The following is a 24,289-nucleotide window of genomic DNA, read 5'->3' as shown; positions in this document are numbered from 1 at the left end:
ATTTTAAGTTCCTTGAGTGTGTAATTTTGCTGTGAATTTATTAAAGTTTTGGAGGACTATATGAATCTACATCACGGAGAAAATATAACTCCAATTAAAGCTAAAAGCAATCTGAGTTTTTTTGAAAAATACCTCACTGTTTGGGTGTTTATTTGTATCTTAGTAGGAATTGGTTTAGGTCGTTTATTTCCAGGTATTGCTGTCACCCTGGACGCTATTAGTATTTATCAAGTTTCTATTCCTATTGCTATTTGTTTATTTTTTATGATGTATCCCATCATGGTGAAAATAGACTTTACCCAAGCTGTAAATGCCCTGCGTGCGCCAAAACCTGTAATTCTCACTTTAGTCATGAATTGGTTAATTAAACCATTTACAATGGTAGTATTTTCTCAGTTCTTTTTAGGTTGGTTATTTAAACCATTAATTACAGGTACAGAAATAATTAGAGGTAGTGAAATTAGTTTAGCTAATTCCTACATAGCTGGTACGATTTTATTAGGAATTGCGCCTTGTACCGCAATGGTTTTAATGTGGGGATATCTTTCCTATGGAAATCAAGGCCATACATTAGTTATGGTAGCAGTTAATTCTTTAATGATGCTATTTTTGTATGCACCCTTGGGACGATGGTTACTAGCCGCAAATGATTTAACAGTACCTTGGCAAACTATTGTTTTATCTGTGTTAATTTATGTTGGTTTGCCATTAGCAGCAGGAATGTATAGCCGTTATTGGATTTTTAAATATAAAGGTAGACAATGGTTTGAAAGACAATTTTTAAAATATCTTTCTCCTGTGGCAATTTCAGCTTTATTAATTACTTTAGTTTTGCTATTTGCTTTCAAAGGAGAATTAATTGTTAAAAATCCTTTGCATATTTTATTAATAGCTGTTCCTTTGTTTATCCAAACTAATTTCATTTTTTTAATTAGTTATGTAGCAGCATTAAAATTAAATATATCCTATGAAGATGCAGCGCCAGCAGCTTTAATTGGTGCTAGTAATCATTTTGAAGTTGCCATAGCTACTGCTGTAATGTTATTTGGTTTAAATTCTGGTGCAGCACTAGCAACTGTAGTAGGGGTCTTAATTGAAGTTCCGGTAATGTTGATGTTAGTAGAATTTTGTAAACGTACAGCAGCATGGTTTCCCAGAGAACCGGAAAAGGCAACTTTACCAGATCCACGTTATCTTCATTCTTCCTAGTTACAAATCATCCAGATTCAGCTATATTATCCAGAAAACCGACTTCTTAGCATCATGAAAAAAATCATGTTTATCTGTAAACATAACTCCCGTCGTTCCCAAATGGCGGAAGGTTTTGCTAAGGTATTAGGACAGGGTAAAATAGAAGTTTATAGTTCTGGTTTAGCAGCAAGTGAAGTTGATCCGATTACTGTACAAGTAATGTCAGAAATAGGCATTGATATTAGTAATCAAACTTCTAAAGCGTTAAATAATTTCCACCCAGAAGATTTTGATGCAGTGATTTCTTTATGTGGTTGTGGGGTAAATTTACCCCAGGAATGGTTATTAAGAAATGTGTTTGCAGATTGGCAATTAGATGATCCTCAAGGTGAAAATATTGATACTTTTCGGCGTATCAGAGATGAGGTGAAAGAAAGGGTAATTAAATTAATTGCAGATTTGAATTAATGTAGGGGCAAACCCCCCGTGGTTGCCCCTATTCCCTATTCCCTATTCCCTATTCCCTTCAGCAATTTTTTGTACAGTGTCAACTGTTAAATTTAAAGCCTGGGCGATTTATTCCACCGTTAATTTTAAAGCTAATAATCTGGGAACAGCTTCTAATTTTGCTTCCAAACTCCCTTCTTCTCTTCCTTCTTCTCTTCCTTCTTCACGTCCTTCTTGATAAACCTTTGTTTGTTTTAAATCACTTAGACTAAACATAGCTTCAATCTCCTTTCTACTCATTCTCGGAAACTTGTAAACCAAGATAGTTTCTACTAACTCTAATAACTTTTGTTGTTTGTCGTTATTGATTTCCTGCTTGGTTCTCTTTAGCTGTGGTAATTGCTTTATCTTCATCTTCGATGATTAATTTTATCGTAGCAATACCAATGGGTAAAGATGCACTTTCACCCAGTTCATCTAGATAAATTCGGCTGACACGCTGACTGGTGAAAAATTCACTGTAATGTTGGGTATCTGCTGTATCTAAACTGCGACTGGGATAAATAACAACCCCCCTCCAAGGATTTTGAGGTTGATATTGCCGTAGGTATAAAAAAACTTCCGAGAATAGACGGTAATAAATTTTCTCGTCGTCTTGAAACTGCACTTCCAGAAAATAAATCGGGTTTTGTGCATCTTGTTCTTTTATTGGTAGAAAAACCCCATCTATGCGAAAAGCGGTTTGCTTAATTTCGATAGATGAGAATTTATAGGCCGCTGCGGTTTGCGGTTGGTTGCCAATTAACTCAAAAAATATACTCGGAAACTCTTTAAAAAGTCGGTAAAATATGCTGTCAGTTTTCACTTTGGATAATTCAAAAATTTTACTTTTGCTAAGTAACTCAACCTGAAAAAACGTAATATCCATATACCCGACTTCTTTAAGAAGTCAGGGATATGTCCACTTTATACACTTCTATTTTACTTTTAATTATGTTGACCTACTTGTTGCTGATTTACCATCATTATTTATTCTTTCCCCAGTCACCAATCACCAATCACCAATCACCAATCACCAATTACCAATCACCAATCACCAATCACCAATCACCAATCACCAGTCACCAATCACCAATCACCAGTTACCATTATCCCATCTTGACGGCAAATACGACTTATAAATTACGGTTCACCCCAATTCCTTAACGTATTAATTCTCATACATTATTCAGAGTAACAGCAGTTCAATCCATGAACCAACTAAAAACAACCTTTAAAATAAACCGTCCCATCCAAGGTTCGGGAAACCACCCTTCATGGACTGGCTACACAAGTTCAGTATATATATCAGCGTAATTTGCGGTTTTCACCCCAGACTAGCGCAACCATGCTGGACTGACTGCTTATTTTCAATCAGTTGGTTCAAAAGGTTCAAACATAATGTTCAAATATAAGGTTCAAACATTTAGTCCTTTATAATCCCATTCATTTGTAGTTATACGGAAGCAGCACCCAAAATGGCAAAAGTAGTAGGAATTGACTTAGGTACAACTAACTCTTGCGTAGCAGTGATGGAAGGTGGTAAACCCACTGTAATTGCTAACGCTGAAGGTTTTAGAACCACTCCATCTGTTGTGGCATTTGCGAAAAATGGTGATAATTTAGTAGGTCAAATCGCTAAACGTCAAGCGGTGATGAACCCCGAAAATACTTTTTATTCTGTAAAACGCTTTATCGGTCGCCGTTTTGACGAAGTTACCAACGAAGCTACAGAAGTTTCTTATAAAGTTCTCAGCAGCAGTGGTAACGTTAAACTAGATTCTCCCGGTGCTGGTAAACAGTTTGCACCAGAAGAAATTTCTGCTAAGGTTCTCCGTAAACTGGTAGAAGACGCTAGTAAATATCTGGGTGAAACCGTTACCCAAGCAGTTATTACCGTTCCTGCATACTTTAACGACTCCCAACGTCAAGCAACCAAAGACGCTGGTAAAATCGCTGGTATTGAAGTATTACGGATTATCAACGAACCTACCGCCGCTTCTCTAGCTTATGGTTTTGATAAAAAGAGTAACGAAACCATTTTAGTATTTGACTTAGGTGGTGGTACATTCGACGTATCTGTACTAGAAGTTGGTGATGGTGTATTTGAAGTATTAGCTACCTCTGGTGATACTCACCTTGGTGGTGACGACTTCGATAAAAAAATAGTTGACTTCTTAGCAGAACAATTCAAAAAAGCAGAAGGTATTGACCTCCGCAAAGATAAACAAGCTTTACAACGTCTGACTGAAGCTGCGGAAAAAGCCAAAATTGAACTTTCTAGTGTTACCCAAGCGGAAATTAACCTTCCCTTCATCACTGCTACTCAGGATGGTCCAAAACACCTAGATACTACTTTAACTCGTGCAACTTTTGAAGAACTTTGTTCTGATTTAATTGACCGTTGTCGTATCCCTGTAGAAAATGCTCTCAGAGATGCCAAGTTAAACAAGAGCAACATTGATGAAGTTGTTTTAGTTGGTGGTTCTACCCGTATTCCCGCAGTTCAGGAAGTAGTTAAAAAGGTTCTAGGTAAAGACCCTAACCAAAGCGTGAACCCTGATGAAGTGGTAGCTGTGGGTGCTGCTATTCAAGCGGGTGTACTTGCTGGTGATGTGACTGGTATCTTGTTGTTAGACGTAACTCCTCTATCCTTGGGTGTGGAAACCTTGGGTGGAGTAATGACCAAGATTATTCCTCGTAACACAACTATTCCTACCAAAAAATCAGAAGTATTCTCCACTGCGGTTGATGGTCAAACTAATGTAGAAATTCATGTTCTGCAAGGTGAACGGGAATTTGCAAACGATAACAAGAGTTTGGGAACTTTCCGCTTAGATGGTATTCCTCCTGCTCCCCGTGGTGTACCTCAAATTGAAGTTACCTTTGACATTGACGCTAACGGTATCCTGAACGTTACAGCGAAAGATAAGGGAACTGGTAAGGAACAGTCAATTAGTATTACTGGTGCTTCCACCTTGGATAAAAATGATGTGGAACGCATGGTACAGGAAGCTGAACGTAACGCCTCTGCGGACAAAGAACGTCGTGAGAAGATTGAACGTAAAAACCAAGCTGACTCCTTAGCTTACCAAGCTGAAAAGCAATTGGAAGAATTAGGTGATAAAGTTCCTGAAGCTGATAAAACCAAGGTTCAAGGTTTGGTGAAAGATTTGCGGGAAGCAGTAGCGAAGGAAGATGATGAGCAAATTCAAAAACTCACACCAGAATTGCAACAAGCATTATTTGCAGTAGGTAGCAACATCTATCAACAAGCTGGTGGTGGTGCTGCTCCTGGTGCTGAAGGTCCCGGTGCTGGTGGTGGTTCTACTCCTCCTTCCGGTGGTGGTGATGATGTAATTGATGCTGATTTTACTGAGAGTAAGTAAGCGGTGATTGGTGATTGGTGATTGGTGATTGGTGATTGGGAAGAATACAAATAACTCCAATCTAAAATCTAAAATCTAAAATCTAAAATTTTTTCCCAGTCACCAGTCACCAGTCCCCAGTTCCCAATCTTCTGGTTCATAACCGGAGGATATTTTTTCTATTGCTTTATCAATTAAATCTAAACCTTGCTGCACGGTTTCTACTAAGCTTAACTGTCCGCGCAAGTCTGCTGCACCCGTGAAACCTTTAGCATACCAGGTCATGTGTTTACGGGCTTGACGGACTCCGCGATCGCCTTTATATTCCCATAAAGCATAAAGATGTTCTCTGGCACATTCTAAACGTTGAATAGGAGTTGGTGCTGGTAATAATTCCCCAGTCTTTAAGAAATGGTCAACTTCACCGACTAAAAACGGATAACCTAAAGTACCGCGAGAACACATCACCCCATCTGCACCGGTTTCTTCTAAACATCTTACCGCCGCTTCAACTGAGAAAATATCCCCATTTCCAATTACAGGAATAGATAAGATTTCTTTTACCTTGGCTATCCATTCCCAACGGGCGTTACCATTGTAACCTTGGGCGCGGGTTCTACCATGTACTGTAATCATTTTTGCCCCTGCATCTTCCATTCTTTTAGCAAAATCAAGAATGGTAATTTCTTTATCATTCCAACCGATGCGGGTTTTCACAGTTACGGGAACATCAACCGCTTTGACAACTTCCCTCACAATAGCTTCAGCTACTTCTGGTTGTCGCAACAAAGAAGAACCACCACCATTTTTAGTAATTTTATTAACTGGACAACCCATATTAATATCAACAGTATCCGCACCTTCTTCCACTGCTTTTATTGCTGCTTCTGCTAAAAAATCGGGACGACAATCAAATAACTGAATACTAATAGGGCGTTCGTTGGGGTCTACCTCCATAATTTTTGGTAGTTGTTTCACATAATGTAACCCCGTAGCGTTGACCATTTCCGTATACATCATTGAATCTGGTGCATAACGCCGCACTAAACGCCGAAATACCAAATCTGTCACCCCAGATAACGGTGATTGTAACACCCGGCTTTTAACTTCAAATGAGCCGATTTTTAAAGATTGGGAAAGTCGAGCTTGAAGAGTGGGGGACAGTGAAAGCATAAGAATAATTCAATAAATTCAATCAATTAAATTAAGTAGAATGACTAGAAACAAAGTACATACAGAAAAGTCAAGTACCTTCAAAACGTCTTCGATCCTGCTTTTTACCTCTTGCCTCTTGCCTCTTGCCTCTTGCCTATTACTTACATTCTAGCTGTAAAGCTGCTTCAACTCTTTGATATTCTGTCATTGCTTTGGATAATTTTGATGGGGCTTCTACTAAGTTTTTATTACGACCAGAATCTTCTAAATCTTTACAAAATTCAGATAAAGTCTTAGCACCGACAATAGCACTACTAGATTTGAGAGCATGAGCTTCTAATTGTAGTGTTTTTGCATCTCCTTGAGTAATAGCATCCTGAATCGACTGCAAACGCTGAGGCGTATCCTCCAAATAACATTGTATTATTTCTATAAATTGTTCTGAGTCATTATTGCAAATAATGTCTTTCAGTTCTTTTAAAGCCGAAGCATCAAGTATATTATTAGGCATATTTTCAACAATTTCAATATTACTCACACCTTGTTTTTGACAATTACGTAAAGCGTTTGTTAAATCATCAATTCTAATTGGTTTTGTAGTGTAGTCATTCATCCCCGCTGCCAGGCATTTTTCCCGATCTCCTGGCATAGCATTAGCAGTCATGGCAATGATCCAAGGACGAGAAGATATTGGCCATTCCTGACAAATTTGCCGAGTTGCCGTCAATCCATCCATTTCTGGCATTTGTAAATCCATTAATACCACATCATAGGGCTGTCTTCGCAAAGCCGTTAACACTTCTAAACCATTGGCTACCACATCAGCACGATATCCCAAACGTTGTAAAATATTTACAGCAACTTTCTGATTAACTACATTATCTTCAGCTACCAGAATTTTTAATGGTCTCTTTTCAGCCATCTGAGAATCAAACTTCGATGGTTTCAGATGTTGAACATTTTCTTTATTGTTCACAACCTGATAACTAAAGATATTAATGAGAATATTCACAAGATGGGATTTTTTAATGGGTTTAGTCAGAGATGCATCCAACTCTAAATTGAATTTTTGCAAATTTTCCTGAATTTGGGACTTACTAATTGATGTTAACATCACTAGAGGTAATTGCTGGCAATTAGGAAGTTGGCGAATTTCATGTGCCAGAGTACAACCATCCATTTCTGGCATTTGCATATCTAAAATAGCAATATCAACTTTTTGTTGCTGAAGATATTTGAGTGCTTCTTTACCAGATTCTGCTAGCACATATATCATACCTACAGACTGACATTGTAACATCAATGCTTGGCGATTGATGATATTATCGTCAACTATTAGCACTCGTTTATTAGCAATTAATTCTTGGTTTTGATAATTGTCTCTATAATCTGCATCATTTACAAATGTAGTGACAATAGTAAACGTAAAATTAGAGCCTTTACCAACTGTACTTTCAACCCACATTTCTCCGCCCATGAGTTCAGTTAGTCGCTTACTAATTACTAATCCTAAACCTGTACCACCATAATGACGAGTTGTGGAAGCATCAACCTGACTAAATGGTTTAAAAAGTTTATACATTTTATCTTTAGGAATACCTATTCCTGTGTCTTTGATGCTAAATTTAATTTCATGTAAAATTTCCTGTAACTGACGGTTTGGTTGCAAATTAATTTCTGCATCTGAGGGATTTTTCACCTGACTAGTAACAGAAAGACTAACTTCACCAGAATTAGTAAACTTAATTGCGTTACTCAGTAAGTTGACTAATACTTGCCTTAAACGGGTAACATCTCCGGTAATAAATTCAGATGTTTGTGTATCCATCAGGTAAGCAATTTCTAAGCCTTTTTCAGTGGCTTTAGGTGCTACTAAATCTAGTGATTCTTCAATACAATTTCTTAGGTTAAAAACTTGCTCTTCAATTTCTAAGTTCCCAGATTCTATTTTGGAAAAATCAAGAATATCGTTAATTATAGTTAGCATCGAATCACCACTATTACGGATAATTTCTACAAATTCTTGCTGTTGTGGTGTTAGTTGTGTGTCTAATAATAATCCTGTCATGCCAATTACTGCATTCATTGGGGTGCGAATTTCGTGACTCATGGTGGCGAGAAATTCGCTTTTTGTGCGGTTGGCAATTTCCGCTTCTTCTTTAGCTAATTTGAGTTGTTCTTCTGCTATTTTTTTCTCGGTAATATCTGTAATTGTTCCTACTAACCGATAAGGATTACCCATTTCATCACGAAGACATTTTCCTTTGGCAGCTATCCAAATATAATTACCATTGTGATGTTGAATGCGATGGGTATTTTGATAAAGTTCGGTTTTTCCTTCTAGATGATCATCAATATCACCAATTACTTTATGTAGTTCATCTGGATGCACATTGTCAGCCCAGGTAGAATAAGTATGAGGTAATTGTTCTTTCTCATATCCTAAAATTCTCATCCATGCAGGTGAAAAATAAACTTCGTTGGTGATTAAGTTCCAATCCCAAATACCATCGTTTGTGCCGGAAATTGCTAACTCATAACGTTCTTCACGCTCACGTAAGGTTTTTTCAACCTTTTTTCGTCGCACAACTTCTGATGCTAGTTCATTATTAATTTGCGATAGTTCTTGAGTGCGTATTTCTACCCGTTCTTCAAGCTGATTATTGGAACTTCTAATTTCTTCAAACATCTGCTTCAGTGCCAAAACCATAGATTGAAAATTCCCACTCAGGGAGTCTATTTCTGCAATTGCACTATTATGAAAGATAACATCTTCTTGTGCTAGAATTTTTTCGGGTAAATCTGTGGTAACTTGAGTTAATCTTAATAAAGGTTGTACTAATTTCCTGCTCAAGATAATAGCAGCTATCAAAGCCATTATCGCCGTGACTAACATGATTGATAGATTTTTGATGTAAATCTCACGAATATAATTAATTTTGGGTTTTGTTTGTGTTTCAATAACTAATTTCAGGGGTAAGTTTTTATCTAAATTAATTCTATGGACATAAACAGATGTATCCCACCTCTTAATCGCTGGAATATCAGATGAGTTTGATAGTAAATGAACAACATTATCACTGAGCTTTGTGATTTTTTTATTTTGGTAAATATCAAAATTTTTGAGGATATTTTCTGCTCCTGAACTATTGGCAATTATCCGATTTTTCTCATCTATCAGCGTCACAGTAAATTCTTGACTGAGATTGATCTTTTTTATTAATTGACTTAGTTGTTCCAGTTGGATCTCACCAAAAACTGCACCAATAAATTTAGTATATTTAATAATTGGTATACCTAATGTCAGATAATCATGTTTTTTAAAATCTGTAGCAAAATCTGATATATCATTAGTCACTAAAGCTGAATTTATTTTCATTCTTTGAAAATCATCTCTGTGGGATATATTTGGGGATCTCTCTGAATTTGTGGGGTATTCTGTAATCACATTACCTAAGTTATTAACTACATAAATTTTACTGAGCTGAGGAAATATTGTTTGAGTATTTTCTATAATCTGCGAAATATTACTATTATTATTTTCCAAGTTTCGAGATGGAATTTGACTAATATTGTTACTAATATTTTTTAAAATTTCTAAATGGTTTTCTTCCCATAAATATATATTATTTCTTATAACAAATGATAAAGAATTTAAATCTTTTGCAACTTCTAATTCAATGTTTTTAGCAGAACGGATAGCACTATTGACATTAATGAATAAAACTGGAAAGAATACAAATGCAACTAATAAAGTAAACAGGTATTGTTGCCAAGAAATTGTATGTTTATAATCTTTCTTTTCTAACCATTTTTGCAGTGGTAAATAGTTGATTAGTAAACTGCAAATCAAAGCATTAAAAAAACCATTAACAGCTTGTTTCACCAAAATTAACAATGTACCTATAAAACTAACTTTTAATGCCCCACCATAAAATAGAAACACTAGAGGCATACCTAAAACAATCCAGTAAAGGCCATCTAGTAAAAGTATATTTTGGTTTTTTCTACGTAAAAATAATCCTACAAATAGTGCTTCACAAGTAAAAATTACCATTGCATAGGGATGAGTCCATAGTATGTAGGTATAACTGCTACTGATGATAGCGGCAATAGTACCCCAGAAATTTCCATAAAGAGCTACGATGAGTAAAACAGCTATACTACCAAAAAGAAAGTCCACCCCAAAAAAGAGTGTGACTTTAAAATAGTTACCCAGATAACCAGCAATAATTAACAATGACAGCAGCAAACTTTGTTTTCGCTTGAGTGATATTCCTGGGAATTTTAATATTTTTTTGAATATCCGCATATTAGTTAAATCTGTTGTTAAGATTTTAAATTCAGGATTTTTCAGATGTATAGTAGCTTTCAGCTATCAGCTTATAAATCCTGTTGGTGTCAGACTTTGTTGTGTAAATTTGTACCTCATTTACGTCGAAACTGCTGTAATTTTGATCTGCTTTCTTGAGTATTTTATAGTTGAGTTGGTTGCAGCCAAACCTATTCATTAATGATTAAGTAACCACTTGGACTTTAAATAACTGCAATGTGTTTGGCAATACACAGATACTTCATATAAGTTTAATTTATCCAAACTATTTATTTTGATATAGAAAAATATACCAAATTAGTAATTCTTACAAGAAAAATTATGGTTAAGTTTTGTATTATTCGATCGCCGTAGATCCGAAACGATACCCTTTACCATAAACGGTGTGAATTAGTGCAGATTCTCCACCTATCTCAATCTTACGACGTAACAGGCGAATTAAGGCAGCAATAACATTACTTTCTGGTTGTTCGTCATCAGTCCACAAATGTTGCATAATTTGGCTGTGTGTAAGTAACTGTCCTGCATTTTCCATAAAATATTTGAGTAGATGGCTTTCTTTTTGCGATAGATCAATTATTCTCCCTTGACGATAGGCTATCTGATTTTCTACATCCAGTTCTAAATCAGCTACTACTAAGCGTCCGACTGTGGTACTGTAAGCATCAAAACCAGAACGACGTAACAAAGCACGGACTCTTGCTAGTAACTCCCGCAGTTCAAAGGGTTTAACTAAATAATCATCTGCACCTGCATCTAAACCTTGCACCCGATCATCTAAGGTATCTTTGGCGGTGAGAAATAGTACGGGGGTAATTTTACCTTGAGTGCGTAATTCTTGACAAATTTCTAAGCCTGTTTTTCCTGGCAACATCCAATCTAAAATTAATAAGTCATAGGTTTTAGTTTGTGCCAGTTGTCTGCCACTTGTGCCATCATAAGTAGCATCCACTGTATAACCTTCACGAGTTAAGATGCGACTCAAGGGATCTGTGAGTTCGACTTCATCATCAACTAATAAAATTCTCATGCTGCTAGTAGTAGTCATATAATGAACCGCAAAGACAAAGATATCAAAAAAAATAATGCTGACTGTCGCACTACCAAAAGGGGAATTACTTAAAAATAGCATCCGCTTGCTGCAATCTGCGGGATTGGACTTTAGTGGTTTTTTAGATGCTGGAAACCGCCAACTACAAATTCCTGATGCTAGTGGACAAGCTAAAGGGCTGTTAGTACGAGCGCAAGATGTACCTGTTTATGTGGAATATGGTCAGGCGCAATTGGGTATTGTGGGTTATGATGTGCTACGAGAGAAAAAACCGCAGGTTGGACAATTAGTTGATTTGCAATTTGGTTATTGTCGGATGTCTGTGGCGGTAAAAGCTTCTAGTTCTTACAAATCTCCTTTAGATTTACCTGCTCATGGTCGAGTTGCTTCTAAATATGTCAATTGTGCGCGGGAGTATTTTCAAAGTCTAGATTTGCCGGTAGAAATAGTTCCTTTGTATGGTTCGGTGGAACTAGGACCAATTACGGGTATGTCTGAAGCTATTGTTGATATAGTTTCTACAGGACGAACTTTGCGGGAAAATGGTTTAGTGGAAATTGCGACTTTGTATGAAAGTACAGCGAGGTTAATTGTCCATCCTTTGAGCTATCGTTTGAATATGGGTGATTTACACAAAGTGGTGGAACAGCTAAGAGTTAATAATTGATAATTGACAATTGACAATTGACAATTGACAATTGTTTGATTCAAGGTTAAAAATCTCCCCATTTCTAGGGGTAAAAACCAAAAATCCCACTTTTTCAGTCCTCTTCCTTTCAGGGAGAGGTAATTATCAATTGCTCTGATGCTAACTGTTCAATGATTGAATTTAGAGCAGTATTTGATGATGTCGAAATTTATTTAAATTTATAGCTCTACCGTACTTGTTATGCTAATTTAACAACTGGTTCGAGGGAACTCTTAACGGGGAACAGGGAACGTAGTGATCCCTGAACTTCATAAACTTAATATCCCCTGAAATGTATATCTTAGGAGTGATTGACTTAATCTGTTGCTTGTGAGAATCATCAATATGCGGTCGTGATAGCAGTGGCAGTAATCTTGTGATGGAAATCACAGTTTTAGTCATTAGTCATTGGTCATTAGTCAATAGTTATGATGGTTGTAGCCATTGAGATGAGGACATGATTAGTCCTGAAAATCTAAGAATAACAAAGGTCTTATCTTGCCTTCTGTCACCTGTCACCTGTCACCTGTCACCTGTCACCTGTCACCTGTCACCTGTCACCTCATCATGACAGCGATCGCATACTCCCTGAACTATAACCTCGTAGGTTTTTCCCTGCAAACCAGGACGGAGATTTTTTAGCTCGATACATTGAAATGTATCCCAAGCTATATCTTCAATAGCACCGCACGACTGACAGCAAAAGTGATGATGGGGTTGAACATTAGCATCATAACGAGATACCCCCTCTTGTAATAATACTTCCCTGACAAGTCCCACTTCTCTGAGTGCTTGCAGAGAACTATAGATAGTGGCCTGGGATGAAACTGGAAAATCTTTATTTAAATCAGTTAATAACTGCTCAACTGTGGGGTGATCTGTGCGAGATAACAAATTTGCATAGACCGCAAACCGCTGAGGTGTCACCCGCAAACCCTTGGATTTTAAGGTTTGAATAATTGCGTTTGCTTCTTCCTGCATAACTATTGCCGTATTTATAGAGATTTAACCCTAATTATAGTTTAGCACATTAATGAATTAATAGTATATGTTACTTTTTATAAAAATTAAGTATTTATAACTATTGAATTTTTATTAAATCAGAATTATTCTGAGATAGAGACAAAAAGCAAACACAATTTCACACATCAAAACATCAAGAGGTCAACATGGCTGTAATCGAAACTGTTCCTAGCGTTGTTTTTAAAACCCGTGTTCGTGATGAGTCCATTGGTGGACCCAACCCCTTCCGTTGGCAAGATCGCACCACTGAAGAACTGTTTGCTGGTAAGCGTGTAGTAGTATTCTCATTACCTGGTGCGTTTACTCCCACTTGTTCCACCTCCCACCTACCCCGCTACGAAGCACTCTATAACGAATTTAAAGCTTTGGGAGTTGATGAAATAATTTGTATATCTGTAAATGATGCCTTTGTGATGTTCCAATGGGGTAAACAACAAGGTGCGAACAATGTTTTCTTGTTACCCGATGGCAATGGCGAATTTACTCGTAAAATGGGAATGTTAGTAGATAAAGCTAACTTAGGTTTTGGAATGCGGTCTTGGCGCTACTCAATGGTAGTAAATGACCGTAAAATTGAAAAAATGTTTGTTGAGCCTGGTTACAGCGATAATTGTCCCACCGATCCTTTTGAAGTGTCAGATGCAGACACCATGTTAAATTACCTCAAAAGTGTGAAATAGGATATTGGTGATTGGTGATTGGTGATTGGTAAAAATAACTAATAACTAATGACTAATCACTAATAACTAATGACTAATAACTAAAATCCAAAATCTAAAATCTAAAATTGATATGACCTACGAATTTGACTTATTTGTAATTGGTGCTGGTTCTGGTGGTATTGCGACTGCAAGAAGAGCAGCGGAATATGGTGCGAAAGTAGGAATTGCCGAGTTTGATAGACTGGGTGGAACTTGTGTAAACCGTGGTTGTGTGCCTAAAAAACTCATGGTTTATGCTTCTCATTTTCCCGAACTATTTACTGATGCTGTAGGCTATGGTTGGAGTGCTGTTAAAAGTTCTCTAGATTGGGAAAAGATGATTACCGCAGTTAATAATGAGGTAGATCGTCTGAATGGAATTTATCAAAGAATGCTGGATAATTCCCAAGTTGAGATTTTACAAGGATATGGAAAATTAGTTGATAATCATACAATTGTAGTAGGTGAAAGAACAGTTACAGCCGATAAAATATTAATTGCTGTGGGTGGAAAGCCAACAAAACCGGATATTCCTGGAATTGAAAATGCTATTACATCTGATGAGATTTTTCACCTGAAAACACAACCAAAAAGAATGGTAATTTTAGGTGGTGGTTATATTGGTTCAGAATTTGCTTGTATCATGAATGGACTGGGAACAGAAGTTACTCAGATCACTCGTGCGGATATGATTTTGCGTGGGTTTGATGATGATTTGCGAAGTGAAATTCAACAAGGAATGATCAACCACGGGGTAAAAATTCTCAATCATACTCAAATAATTGGCTTTGAAAAAGACGCAGAAGGAATCAAAGTCAAAGTTCGCAAAGATGGCGAGTCTGAGGATACTGTTGTTGTGGATGCGGTGAGTTTAGCAGCGTTAGGAAGAAAACCAAATACTCAAAACTTGGGTTTAGAAAATACTAAAATTCAACTGAAAAATGGGGCAATTGTAGTTGATAAATATAGCCGCACAGATGAAGAAAATATTTATGCAGTGGGAGATTGTACGGATAATATTAATTTAACACCTGTGGCAATTAATGAAGGTAGAGCTTTTGCTGATACGGTGTTTGGTGGTAAGTCTCGCACCATGAGTTATGAAAATGTGCCTACTGCTATTTTTACCACACCAGAAGCGGCTACAGTGGGTTTAACTGAAGCCGAAGCGCGAGAAAAATATGGTGATGCAGTAAAAATTTATCGCTCTCGTTTCCGTCCCATGTACTATACTTTAGCGGGTAAAGAAGAAAAAACCATGATGAAATTAGTGGTTGATCAAAATACTGATAAGGTATTAGGGGCGCACATGGTGGGAACAAATGCGGCAGAAATTATTCAAGGAGTGGCGATCGCCATTAAAATGGGTGCAACCAAAGCTAACTTTGATGCTACCGTCGGTATTCATCCGAGTTCAGCGGAAGAGTTTGTTACCATGAGATAATGTCAGTTGTCAGTTATCACTGATAACTGATAATTAATAATTAATAGCTGATAGCTGATAATTGATAACATGAGCATCTATCCAAATAAAAAGAAATCTCCAGAAAAATCCCGCCAAAATCAAAATGACTGGCGGTTATTTTTGCGTTTATTACCTTATAGTCGCCGTAGCGTAGGTTTATTAGCAGTATCAATGTTTTTGCTCATACCTCTTGGTATTGCTAACTCTGTTCAACCGTTATTAATTGGACAAGCAATATCTTTAATTCGTCAAGAACCCAGTGTTTACGAATTTATCAAAAATCGTTCTTTATATGAAGGTTTAACTATCATTCAAGGATTATTCTTGATTACAATTATTATCAAGTTATTGCTTACAGGATATCAGGGTTATTTAGTACAGAAATTAGGACAGAAAATAACAGCAGAAATTCGTAAAGACTTATTTCATCATGTGACATCATTAGCAGTTAAATATTTTGATCGCACACCTGTAGGTAAACTAATTACTAGACTAACCAGCGATGTTGAAAGTTTAGGAGATGTCTTTGCTACTGGTGCTGTCGGAATTTTTGCTGATTTATTTTCTATGTTGCTAATTATTGGTTTTATGTTTTCTATCCAATGGCAACTAGCGATTCTATTACTACTTATATTGCTACCAATTTCCTGCTTAATTATTTACTTTCAAAAACAATATCGTCAAGCCAACTATAAAACTAGAGAAGAACTATCAAAACTCAATTCACAACTACAAGAAAATATTGTTGGTGTAAATGTAGTACAGTTATTTCGCCGAGAAAAATTTAACGCAGAATTATTTAGAGAGACGAATAAAAAATATGTTGCAGAAGTTGATACTAGCATTTGGTATGATTCTTCTGTTTCCGCTACTTTAGAATGGGTTAGTTTAATTGCTATTGCTGGTGTATTGTGGGTAGGTAGTTTACTAATTTTAAGTGATAATCTCAGCTTTGGTATTTTATCTGCATTTGTTTTATATGGGCAAAAATTATTTTTTCCTCTGCAAAACTTTGCTGAGAAATTTACAACTATTCAATCTGGTTTTACTGCTATTGAAAGAGTTATTAATATTTTAGATGAGCCAATAGAAATCAAAGATAAAAGTAACCCTCGGTTATCAATTTTAGATAATCAATTTGGTTATATAGATGAAATAATTAGGGATTTAGAAGCACAGAATTTTAACACTGCACCAGAATTAGGAGAAATTAAATTTGAAAATGTCTGGTTTGCTTACAAAGAGGATGATTATGTAATTAAAAATCTAGACTTTATCATTTATCCAGGGGAAAAAATAGCTTTAGTCGGACCCACTGGGGCGGGTAAAAGTTCAATTATCCGGCTGTTATGTCGGCTTTATGAACCCACAAAAGGACGTATTTTGATTGATGGTATTGATATTCGGGAGATACCACAAGCAGAACTGCGGCGTTATATGGCGGTAATTTTGCAAGAGGCTTTTTTGTTTGCTGGTGATGTGAAAAGTAATATTACTTTAGGGGATAGTTACACCTTTGAAGAAATTGAACAAGCAGCACAAAAAACGAATGTTGCTGATTTTATTCAGCAATTACCTCAAGGATATGATACCCAATTAAGAGAAAGAGGAACAAATATTTCTAGTGGAGAAAAACAGCTTTTAGCCTTTGCCCGTGCTGCTATTCGTAACCCGCAAATTTTGGTATTAGATGAAGCTACAGCTAATTTAGATGTGGGAACAGAAGCGTTAATTCAACAAGCATTAAATCAACTTTTAATCAAACGCACGGCAATTATTATTGCTCACCGTTTGTCAACTATTAGGAATGTAGACCGAATTTTTGTATTGAAGCGGGGAGAATTAATTGAACAGGGAAGTCATGAACAATTAATAGCCCAAGGTGGACTTTATTCAACTTTGCATAATTTACAAATGTTGGGAACTTAGACGGTAATTGATAATTGATAATTGATAATTGATAATTGACAATTTAAGAAGAAAAGAGAAAATTTTTTCTACTGAGGAAATTGTCAATTATCCATTGTTAATTGTCAATTGTTGAAACCATTTCAAATTCTAACTGATGACTTTTGAGAAAATCATGGGTGAAATGATCTACTACATTCGTATCACTTAATTCTAAATTATAAAAGTCTACAAAATCATGATCAAAATATGGTCCAGCGTGCCAAGTTCCTACTTCTAATTTAATAAAACAATTTCCCGGAATCCGAAAAGCGGCGAGTTTTTCTAATATAGGTTCATTAATGTCGTTTTTGGGTGGACAAACTGCCATAAACCAGTCTTTTCCTTCTAAAGAACCTAAACATTGAGTACATTGGGCATGACGGGTAATTTTATGAAACTTTGTTCCTTTATTATGCAAACGCATAATATAAAAACGCGGAATACCGTTTTGTAAGTTTAATTGTGCGTCTTCGGAATCGAAACTTTTACCATCTTTACTTGCAAATATTACCTGTCCATAGGGTTGGAAGTTTTCTGGTGTGATCAATTCTGCTTTTAATTGTTTTAATGTTGAAGATGTAGTCATAAAAAATCCTGCAAAAATCCTATTTATCTTATATAAATTCTAGTTTATTTTATGTGAGTGAAGTACACTATGGGCGGGCAGGATACCCACCCCACAAGATTGATAATATATTGGTAAATAATATTAACAGTTACCAGTCTAGTTGATGAGGAATTATTGATTTAGGAATAATCGAACCTTGTTTTTATTTAACAAATTTTGACACGAGAAAAGAATAAGTGCATCTGCCAAATTAACCAAGATTTTACCCGCCAAGCTGCCATTGACTGGTTTTCTGTAGATGATGATGAGGATAATTTGAGGTTGTTTGGTTCATAGTGTAACCATTTAGCTGGTAGGTGTCCCATCGGTGTCATTGGAGATAATTGAAAAGTTAAATCTTCATAATCTAACCATTTTCCATCTTTGCGCCAACCCAGGCGATCACCTAATTTCTTTTCTGTTTCATAGTCTATTTGACCACCCATTTCACTCCAGATTGTTTGTTGAATTTTAAAACCAAAATAACCATAACTGTATTGTTCCCACAGTCGATCAATAATATGCAGGTCTTGACAAGGAAAGTTCTCAATATCTTCTTGATAAACTTCATTCCAATAATTTTTTTGCATAACTTGAAGCATTAATTTAGCAGTTTCAATATCTGCTTCTTGCCATTTATTTTCTGCCAGCAGATCCCGCAATTTTGTATATTCAATATTTTGATTTATCAAAAATTCTGGTTGAGAACTAATCTGATTATTCGCTACTTCCGCTACTTCCATTAATTCTGTCTTTTGAGTCGTAACTAGAGATGATTTAGAGACAAGATTTACTTCTGCTTTGTCTAGAGTTTGGATTTGTTGAGATATTTGTTGAGATATATAATTTGAGATTAAATCAATACCTTGACCCAAGAATAAGCCATTTTCACTGGTATCAAAATTTGGGCTTTGCCAATTTAATAATTGAGATTGAATTAAAACATCTTTTAATCGAGAATTTTTCTCATAACTTTTTACCATAAAATCAAGAAAAGTTTGAGAAAAGGTTTCATTTTCTTCGGTTGTAAATAAATTGGATTGATAATTTAAAATATTTTCCCCTAGACTTTTAATATCTCCCACAGTTGCATAAAAATATTCATCTACTTTCATCACTTCATCTATTAAAGATTGAAAGGGACTAAAGTAATCTTGAATAGAATCTTCAAAATTAATGGCATTATGGGCAAGTTTAGCTATTTCTTGACGAATTTTATAAGCTTTTTGTTGATACTCGTAAATTTCTTGATATACTGCTAAATCTTTAACTATTTGTTGTACAATTTGTCTTTGATTCTTAGTGTCTTCCGCCAGTTTACTAATACCTTCACTAATTAATTTAATTTTCTCTAAAGTTAATAAATAAGCATTACTCAAAATGATAACAGCTTTAAAATTTTCTTTTTTCTCCCATCTGAGTTCATTTAGGATTCGCGGATTTTGTTGGTTTTTTAATTCTAATTTACTTCTGGCATCTTCGAGATTTCTGATTTCTAAATATTTTGCTTGAAATAATTTCTTTAAATTATCCATTAAAGTTAACAAAAAAACCTGATAACTTTCCTGATAATTTTCCAGAAAATCAATAATCTGATTATAGTCTATGATAAATAATTGAATTTCTGTTAAAATTTCCCCTTGAGTAATTGCTGTTTTACGTTTAATTATTCCAGCAATATAATGATAACGAACACCTTCTTTAATTAATTTTTGACGTTCACGAATTTTCTTTTGTAGTGTTTTTACAGCAGGATTTTTTAGAACTGGTAATTGATAGGTTCTTTCATAAATTTTGATGCTTTTATAATTAATAAATTGTTTTGGCTTTTGGGTGAGCATAAGTTTGATTTTCAGTTATTTTCCAAATTTACAGCAGTTTCCAAAGAGATAAATTAGACATTTAGCGGGCAAGATGCCCGCACCACAAGAGTTTGATTATTCCAGTTTGTGTTTCATTGGAATTAAATCAACTATATTATCTTGATGAAGTAGTGAGAGAAATTGATTTTTTGTGCTTATAATCTGCAATTGGTAAGAGTTGCCAATGATTATCTTCTGTAAGTTCTAGTACCCATTGATGATAAGCAAACAGACTTTCTCGATGTCCCACACTAATAAAAGTTGTGTTTGTAGCTTGTAATTGAGAATATAAATTTTCTTCGTTTTTTAAATCTAAAGCACTGGTCGCTTCATCTAAAATAGTAAAGCTAGGCAAAGAAATTAATAATCTAGCAAAAGCTAAACGTTGCTGTTCTCCTAATGATAAAATATTCTCCCAAGCAACTTCTGTATCAAAACTCTTGACGCGGGTGAGCAGATTTTGTAAATTCACTTGATGGAGAATTTCTTCTAGTTGGCGATCGCTCATTTCCCGATCTGGATGCGGATAAAGTAGTTGTTGACGCAGAGTTCCTAAAATTATATAAGGACGTTGGGGAAGAAATAACATTTCCTTTAATGCAGGTCTAACCAACCTACCACTTCCTGCATTCCACAAACCTGCGATCGCTCTTAACAAAGAACTTTTACCCCTACCACTAGCACCAACTATTAATAACCCTTCTCCTGGGGGAACAGATAATGATAAATCTTCAACTATCACTTGTTCATAATTGGGTGTTTTTAAAGTAAAATCCTCAAACCCTAAACGGCGTTCTTCTAGGACTTTAATAGTACCAAAAGTACCCATATTCTCAGGTTTTTTGCTTACCGATGCTAACGCATCTGAAAATTCCGCTAACCTTTGGACATAACTCGAAAATCTGCCGGAGTTACCAAATTCAGCTATTAATACACCTAAAGCATTGGAAAACATAAAACTACAAAATGTAGCTTGGCTAATTTCTCCATAATTAATTTGATCTTGAATAAATAAAGGTGTCAGCGTAAACATAGAAAATAAACTAATTGCTGACTGATAAGCACTGTTAAAAATATCTTGCCCTCTTTCCCAATTTAGCCTCCGTTCTGAATTTTTCAGCACATTCTCAAATCTACGTTTAATAATATTTAATTCTTCGGTTTCTCCTTGGAAAAAAGCAATTGATTCCGCATGATTTCTCACATGAGTTAGACAATAATTAAAATCGGCTTTAAATGCTAGTTCTTCTCGATTAATTTTCGCTAATTCTTGACTTAAAAAAATCGCCAATATATTACCGACAATTGTATAAACGATGAGATAAATTGCCACTTGTGAAGAAATAGTCCAAAGAATGATGACAGCAGCAATCATATCCATGAATTTTTCTATAAAAGTAGTGGAAAATCTCAACGCATTGATGGTAATAGGTTCAATTTCTTGGGCTATGCGTTGATCTGGATTAGTAATTTTAGACTTAAAATTGATTTTATAATAGGCTTGATTGCTCAAATATTTAGTTAAAATATGATTATTTAGCCACTTGTACCAATCCATAGCTATTTTCTTTCTAATATATTTAGAAAATGCTACTAAAAGTACAGTGACAACGATAAATAGAACAGATATCCATAATGTACCTAGATACTTTTCTAGGTTTTTCTCTTCAATGACGATATCAAAAACGTAACGATTCCAGAAGCTACTGAGACTATGAATACCCACAACGGAAGTAATTAATATGAGCAGCAGAATAAACATTCCCCATGAATAAATCACTTCAGAAAATGCTCTTGTTCCTGCCTCTGTTGGATACCAATAGGGACCAGCAACTAATTTCAAATCCCGCCAAAGTTGAATGGCAGTAGCAAAAGGATTAAATGCAGGATTAAATGGTGTTTGATCAGTAACATTACGAGTTTGCATAATTTATATCATGTCCGTTTGAATAGTTATCATATCTGTTAGGCTAAGGAATAGGGAACACGGAATAGTAGGAAAAGGTGCAGGAAGGGGTTAAAATTGTTATCCTCTGCTCCCCTGCTTCTTCTTTCTATCACCTGTCACCTGTCACCTGTCATAACTTAATTTTTACCAGTGAGGAGAATTTCGGCGATCGCTTGAGAAATTGGAAAATTTGGTGCAAATATCTCTAACCAGAAAAATTCCCCAACTGGATTAATTTCCAGAAAAACATAATCTCCATCAGGTGTGACAATCATATCAATTGCTCCATAGTTTAAACCAAATTCAGCCATCAATTGTAGTAGTTTTTTCTCAACATCTGGCGGTAAATCATAAGCTTGCCAAGCGTCTTTTAATGTTCTTCCTTGTTTACGCCAATCATAAGTAGCTCCTTGAAAACTCTGAGAATTTACTGCTGCTGTAAATACGCGCTGTCCTACAATAGTTATTCGCAACTCTAGCGCCTTGGGTACGTTTTCTTGAAACGTCATCGGACAAAAACGCAGTCCTTCCAGATTCTGCAAATCCTCATCTTTAACTGGACTTGTAAACACAAAATACTGCTCTCCCTGTTCGCCCAAAATAGCAAAGGAAGAAAGCATTTTTGTTACTATACCTTGTTTATGACATTCAGAGGCAAATTGTTTAACTGCTTCTGGATTATTAGTAGTCAGAGTGCGTGGGGTAAGCAGTCCTATTTTTCGTGCTATTTGTAGCTGTAATTGTTTATGATGAGTTCGTTCTACATTGAACATCAAATCAAAATGAAAGCCTGGAAGACTAGCAATCATAGCTCGAACAGTAGCGCGAGATTCGTTAATTGATGCTTCTCTATATTGCTGGTCCATTGTGTTAGGAATTTTTGCCCCATAGCGCATCCTGCGATACCAAACCGCAGAAACTTGACTCAAATCAAGTTGCTTTTCCCCATCAGTGATCATTACCCGTTCTGTATCACCTTGATAAATATCTAATTTGACTTCTGTAGGATATCTGTCAGTGTCAAACCGAAATGCTTTTTCTCCTTGATCTTCAATTGCTTTGATCACTAAAGGAATACTTTCATTGTCGTTGCTATATGTGACTATTAAAATTGTCATAAATAAAAAATATGTTTTTTATATGTTTTTAATTAAATTAGGAATTATAACCGTAGACAAGGCGTGAGGACATTCACCAAAACTAAAAGTTAGACAATAGAAGGCTGTTAACACTGTCACCTGTCACCTGTTACCTGTCACCTGTCGTTAGTAATTATAAAAGTAGAGTATCAGCGATCGCCTTAGCAATAGGCAAATCCAAATCTTTTTCTAGCATTCCCCATTCACCTATGGGGTTAATTTCTAAAAATACATATTCGCCTGATGGTGTAACGATAAAATCTAACGCTCCAAACAACAGCCCCAATTTATCCATAAAGATTTGCAAAGGACGCAGCACTTGTTCAGGAAGTTCATAATGTTGCCATACACCAACATCAACACCAGGTTTACGCCAATCTACTTTAGATGTTTCATAAACACTGGCATCTAACGCACCAACAAATACTTTACCATTGACATACACCACCCGCAATTCCCACTGTTTAGGAATTTGTTCTTGAAACACCATCGGACAATAACGCAATGACTCCGCATTTTCTAAGTCTGATTCTTTAACCACGCTGGTATAAAGAAAGAAAGAAGTAGATTCCATAGTCTGGGATAAAGGAGTTAATAACTTACTCACCATCTTACCTTTGACTTGACGGAAAAACTCTCTTGCAGCTTCAGCTTTGTTAGTAACAAGAGTCTGAGGAATGACAAAACCTACCTCAGTAGCAACCCGCAGTTGGCGCAACTTATCATTGGCAGCATTTATACTGTCTAATTTATCTACCCAATGCGCTTTCCGCAAACTATCCCAGAAACCAGTCAAGGTTGCTTGTGATTCTCTTATACAAGCCTCTCGAAACTTAGGCGCTAAGTCTACACTTAGTTTTGGTTTCCATATTCGCCGCAGCCAGACCGCTTGCACCTGTTCTGTACTGATAGAATAGCCGCCATAGTCTATAGTGTGATAGATTTTTTTGTGATCAAAATGTGCTGTTAATTGTACTTCCAGGGGAAACTTATCAGTATCTAAGCGAAATGGTTGCACTCCTTTTTTTAACAATGCTTCAGCCACTCTATCTATTGTGAAAAAATCACCACTGTGGGTAATTAACAAAACAATGTCACGAGACAGGTGCATAAAAACTTTTTAATTTAAATTGGATTAACTATGGTTTGCTAAAAAATTCTTTCCATTAGGGCTTAGTAGTCAGGATTTAAGAGGTAGAAGGTAAATATTTCTCCTCATCTCTACTGTCACCTGTCACCTGTCACCGTGGCGTAGCACCTGTCACCTGTCACCTGCTATAAATCCCCGATTTCTTGTAGACACCTGTATAGTAGCTGTCCAA

At 35.9% G+C, this 24,289-nt stretch carries 16 protein-coding genes and 1 pseudogene; 7 read left to right on the top strand and 10 right to left on the bottom strand.

The annotated features are described in order from the left end of the window. The first annotated feature begins 60 nt into the window (after positions 1-60). Positions 61-1,209, top strand: a complete 1,149-nt coding sequence (gene arsB, locus IQ237_RS13870) for an ACR3 family arsenite efflux transporter (protein WP_194056081.1) — start codon at positions 61-63, stop codon at positions 1,207-1,209. Between the two features lie 54 nt (positions 1,210-1,263). Continuing rightward, the gene (gene arsC, locus IQ237_RS13865) at positions 1,264-1,659 is read left to right on the top strand and encodes an arsenate reductase, glutathione/glutaredoxin type (protein WP_194056079.1); all 396 of its coding nucleotides are present in this window, start codon (positions 1,264-1,266) and stop codon (positions 1,657-1,659) included. A gap of 42 nt (positions 1,660-1,701) precedes the next feature. On the opposite strand, the pseudogene IQ237_RS13860 reads toward arsC, so the two are convergent. Continuing rightward, positions 1,702-2,503 (bottom strand): annotated as a pseudogene (locus IQ237_RS13860) (Rpn family recombination-promoting nuclease/putative transposase). Between the two features lie 652 nt (positions 2,504-3,155). Here IQ237_RS13860 and dnaK point away from each other — a divergent pair. Then, positions 3,156-5,066 (top strand): molecular chaperone DnaK, encoded by a 1,911-nt coding sequence (dnaK, locus tag IQ237_RS13855; RefSeq protein WP_194056077.1) that lies wholly within the window; start codon positions 3,156-3,158, stop codon positions 5,064-5,066. Positions 5,067-5,165: 99 nt separating this feature from the next. Here dnaK and dusB read toward each other — a convergent pair whose 3' ends face one another. The 3 genes from dusB to rppA form a co-directional block, all read right to left on the bottom strand. Further along, entirely contained in the window at positions 5,166-6,218 is a 1,053-nt protein-coding gene (dusB, locus tag IQ237_RS13850) for a tRNA dihydrouridine synthase DusB (protein WP_194056069.1), read from the bottom strand. 139 nt (positions 6,219-6,357) lie between these two features. After that, the gene (locus IQ237_RS13845; protein ID WP_194056067.1) at positions 6,358-10,512 is read right to left on the bottom strand and encodes a response regulator; all 4,155 of its coding nucleotides are present in this window, start codon (positions 10,510-10,512) and stop codon (positions 6,358-6,360) included. A gap of 358 nt (positions 10,513-10,870) precedes the next feature. Next, positions 10,871-11,581: a two-component system response regulator RppA gene (gene rppA / locus IQ237_RS13840; protein WP_228020255.1), complete on the bottom strand. Its 711-nt coding sequence runs from the start codon at positions 11,579-11,581 to the stop codon at positions 10,871-10,873. Positions 11,582-11,618: 37 nt separating this feature from the next. Between rppA and hisG the strand changes: the two genes are divergently transcribed. Beyond that, a complete protein-coding gene (gene hisG, locus IQ237_RS13835; RefSeq protein ID WP_194056065.1) occupies positions 11,619-12,251 on the top strand; it encodes an ATP phosphoribosyltransferase in 633 nt (210 codons plus the stop codon). 564 nt (positions 12,252-12,815) lie between these two features. Here the strand turns inward: hisG and IQ237_RS13830 are convergent. Continuing rightward, complete coding sequence (locus tag IQ237_RS13830) at positions 12,816-13,253, bottom strand: Fur family transcriptional regulator (RefSeq protein WP_194056063.1); 438 nt, start codon at positions 13,251-13,253, stop codon at positions 12,816-12,818. 188 nt (positions 13,254-13,441) lie between these two features. Here IQ237_RS13830 and IQ237_RS13825 point away from each other — a divergent pair, with 188 nt between their 5' ends. The 3 genes from IQ237_RS13825 to IQ237_RS13815 all read left to right on the top strand — a co-directional run bounded on the left by IQ237_RS13825 (position 13,442) and on the right by IQ237_RS13815 (position 17,390). Next, positions 13,442-13,975, top strand: coding sequence for a peroxiredoxin (locus IQ237_RS13825; protein ID WP_194056061.1), 534 nt, complete (start codon positions 13,442-13,444; stop codon positions 13,973-13,975). Positions 13,976-14,087: 112 nt separating this feature from the next. Next, on the top strand, positions 14,088-15,440 hold the full coding sequence (gor, locus tag IQ237_RS13820) for a glutathione-disulfide reductase (protein ID WP_194056060.1): 1,353 nt from the start codon (positions 14,088-14,090) through the stop codon (positions 15,438-15,440). A gap of 69 nt (positions 15,441-15,509) precedes the next feature. Next, entirely contained in the window at positions 15,510-17,390 is a 1,881-nt protein-coding gene (locus IQ237_RS13815) for an ABC transporter ATP-binding protein (RefSeq protein ID WP_194056058.1), read from the top strand. Between the two features lie 97 nt (positions 17,391-17,487). On the opposite strand, the gene IQ237_RS13810 is transcribed toward IQ237_RS13815, so the two are convergent. The 5 genes from IQ237_RS13810 to IQ237_RS13790 all read right to left on the bottom strand — a co-directional run bounded on the left by IQ237_RS13810 (position 17,488) and on the right by IQ237_RS13790 (position 24,078). Further along, a complete protein-coding gene (locus IQ237_RS13810; RefSeq protein WP_194056056.1) occupies positions 17,488-17,997 on the bottom strand; it encodes an ureidoglycolate lyase in 510 nt (169 codons plus the stop codon). 188 nt (positions 17,998-18,185) lie between these two features. Next, positions 18,186-19,859, bottom strand: coding sequence for a GUN4 domain-containing protein (locus IQ237_RS13805; protein ID WP_194056054.1), 1,674 nt, complete (start codon positions 19,857-19,859; stop codon positions 18,186-18,188). A gap of 136 nt (positions 19,860-19,995) precedes the next feature. Then, positions 19,996-21,807 (bottom strand): ABC transporter ATP-binding protein/permease, encoded by a 1,812-nt coding sequence (locus IQ237_RS13800; protein WP_194056052.1) that lies wholly within the window; start codon positions 21,805-21,807, stop codon positions 19,996-19,998. Between the two features lie 158 nt (positions 21,808-21,965). Beyond that, positions 21,966-22,946, bottom strand: coding sequence for an MvdD family ATP-grasp ribosomal peptide maturase (locus tag IQ237_RS13795; RefSeq protein WP_194056050.1), 981 nt, complete (start codon positions 22,944-22,946; stop codon positions 21,966-21,968). Between the two features lie 154 nt (positions 22,947-23,100). After that, the gene (locus IQ237_RS13790; protein ID WP_194056048.1) at positions 23,101-24,078 is read right to left on the bottom strand and encodes an MvdC family ATP-grasp ribosomal peptide maturase; all 978 of its coding nucleotides are present in this window, start codon (positions 24,076-24,078) and stop codon (positions 23,101-23,103) included. Positions 24,079-24,289: the final 211 nt, after the last annotated feature.

Origin of the sequence: Sphaerospermopsis sp. LEGE 08334 (assembly GCF_015207205.1) — a bacterium.
Lineage (GTDB): Bacteria > Cyanobacteriota > Cyanobacteriia > Cyanobacteriales > Nostocaceae > Sphaerospermopsis.
Note: the sequence above shows the minus strand (reverse complement) of the source record. Positions and strands in the feature narration are given on the sequence as shown.

What these genes read in the sequence shown, in the direction of transcription:
- gor (WP_194056060.1), top strand. Translation starts at nt 14,088, where the DNA reads ATGACCTACGAATTTGACTTATTTGTAATTGGTGCTGGTTCTGGTGGT.
- hisG (WP_194056065.1), top strand. Translation starts at nt 11,619, where the DNA reads ATGCTGACTGTCGCACTACCAAAAGGGGAATTACTTAAAAATAGCATC.
- IQ237_RS13795 (WP_194056050.1), bottom strand. Translation starts at nt 22,946, where the DNA reads ATGACAATTTTAATAGTCACATATAGCAACGACAATGAAAGTATTCCT.
- IQ237_RS13815 (WP_194056058.1), top strand. Translation starts at nt 15,510, where the DNA reads ATGAGCATCTATCCAAATAAAAAGAAATCTCCAGAAAAATCCCGCCAA.
- arsB (WP_194056081.1), top strand. Translation starts at nt 61, where the DNA reads ATGAATCTACATCACGGAGAAAATATAACTCCAATTAAAGCTAAAAGC.
- IQ237_RS13845 (WP_194056067.1), bottom strand. Translation starts at nt 10,512, where the DNA reads ATGCGGATATTCAAAAAAATATTAAAATTCCCAGGAATATCACTCAAG.
- IQ237_RS13810 (WP_194056056.1), bottom strand. Translation starts at nt 17,997, where the DNA reads ATGACTACATCTTCAACATTAAAACAATTAAAAGCAGAATTGATCACA.
- IQ237_RS13790 (WP_194056048.1), bottom strand. Translation starts at nt 24,078, where the DNA reads ATGCACCTGTCTCGTGACATTGTTTTGTTAATTACCCACAGTGGTGAT.
- IQ237_RS13805 (WP_194056054.1), bottom strand. Translation starts at nt 19,859, where the DNA reads ATGCTCACCCAAAAGCCAAAACAATTTATTAATTATAAAAGCATCAAA.
- dusB (WP_194056069.1), bottom strand. Translation starts at nt 6,218, where the DNA reads ATGCTTTCACTGTCCCCCACTCTTCAAGCTCGACTTTCCCAATCTTTA.
- IQ237_RS13830 (WP_194056063.1), bottom strand. Translation starts at nt 13,253, where the DNA reads ATGCAGGAAGAAGCAAACGCAATTATTCAAACCTTAAAATCCAAGGGT.
- dnaK (WP_194056077.1), top strand. Translation starts at nt 3,156, where the DNA reads ATGGCAAAAGTAGTAGGAATTGACTTAGGTACAACTAACTCTTGCGTA.
- arsC (WP_194056079.1), top strand. Translation starts at nt 1,264, where the DNA reads ATGAAAAAAATCATGTTTATCTGTAAACATAACTCCCGTCGTTCCCAA.
- rppA (WP_228020255.1), bottom strand. Translation starts at nt 11,581, where the DNA reads ATGACTACTACTAGCAGCATGAGAATTTTATTAGTTGATGATGAAGTC.
- IQ237_RS13800 (WP_194056052.1), bottom strand. Translation starts at nt 21,807, where the DNA reads ATGCAAACTCGTAATGTTACTGATCAAACACCATTTAATCCTGCATTT.
- IQ237_RS13825 (WP_194056061.1), top strand. Translation starts at nt 13,442, where the DNA reads ATGGCTGTAATCGAAACTGTTCCTAGCGTTGTTTTTAAAACCCGTGTT.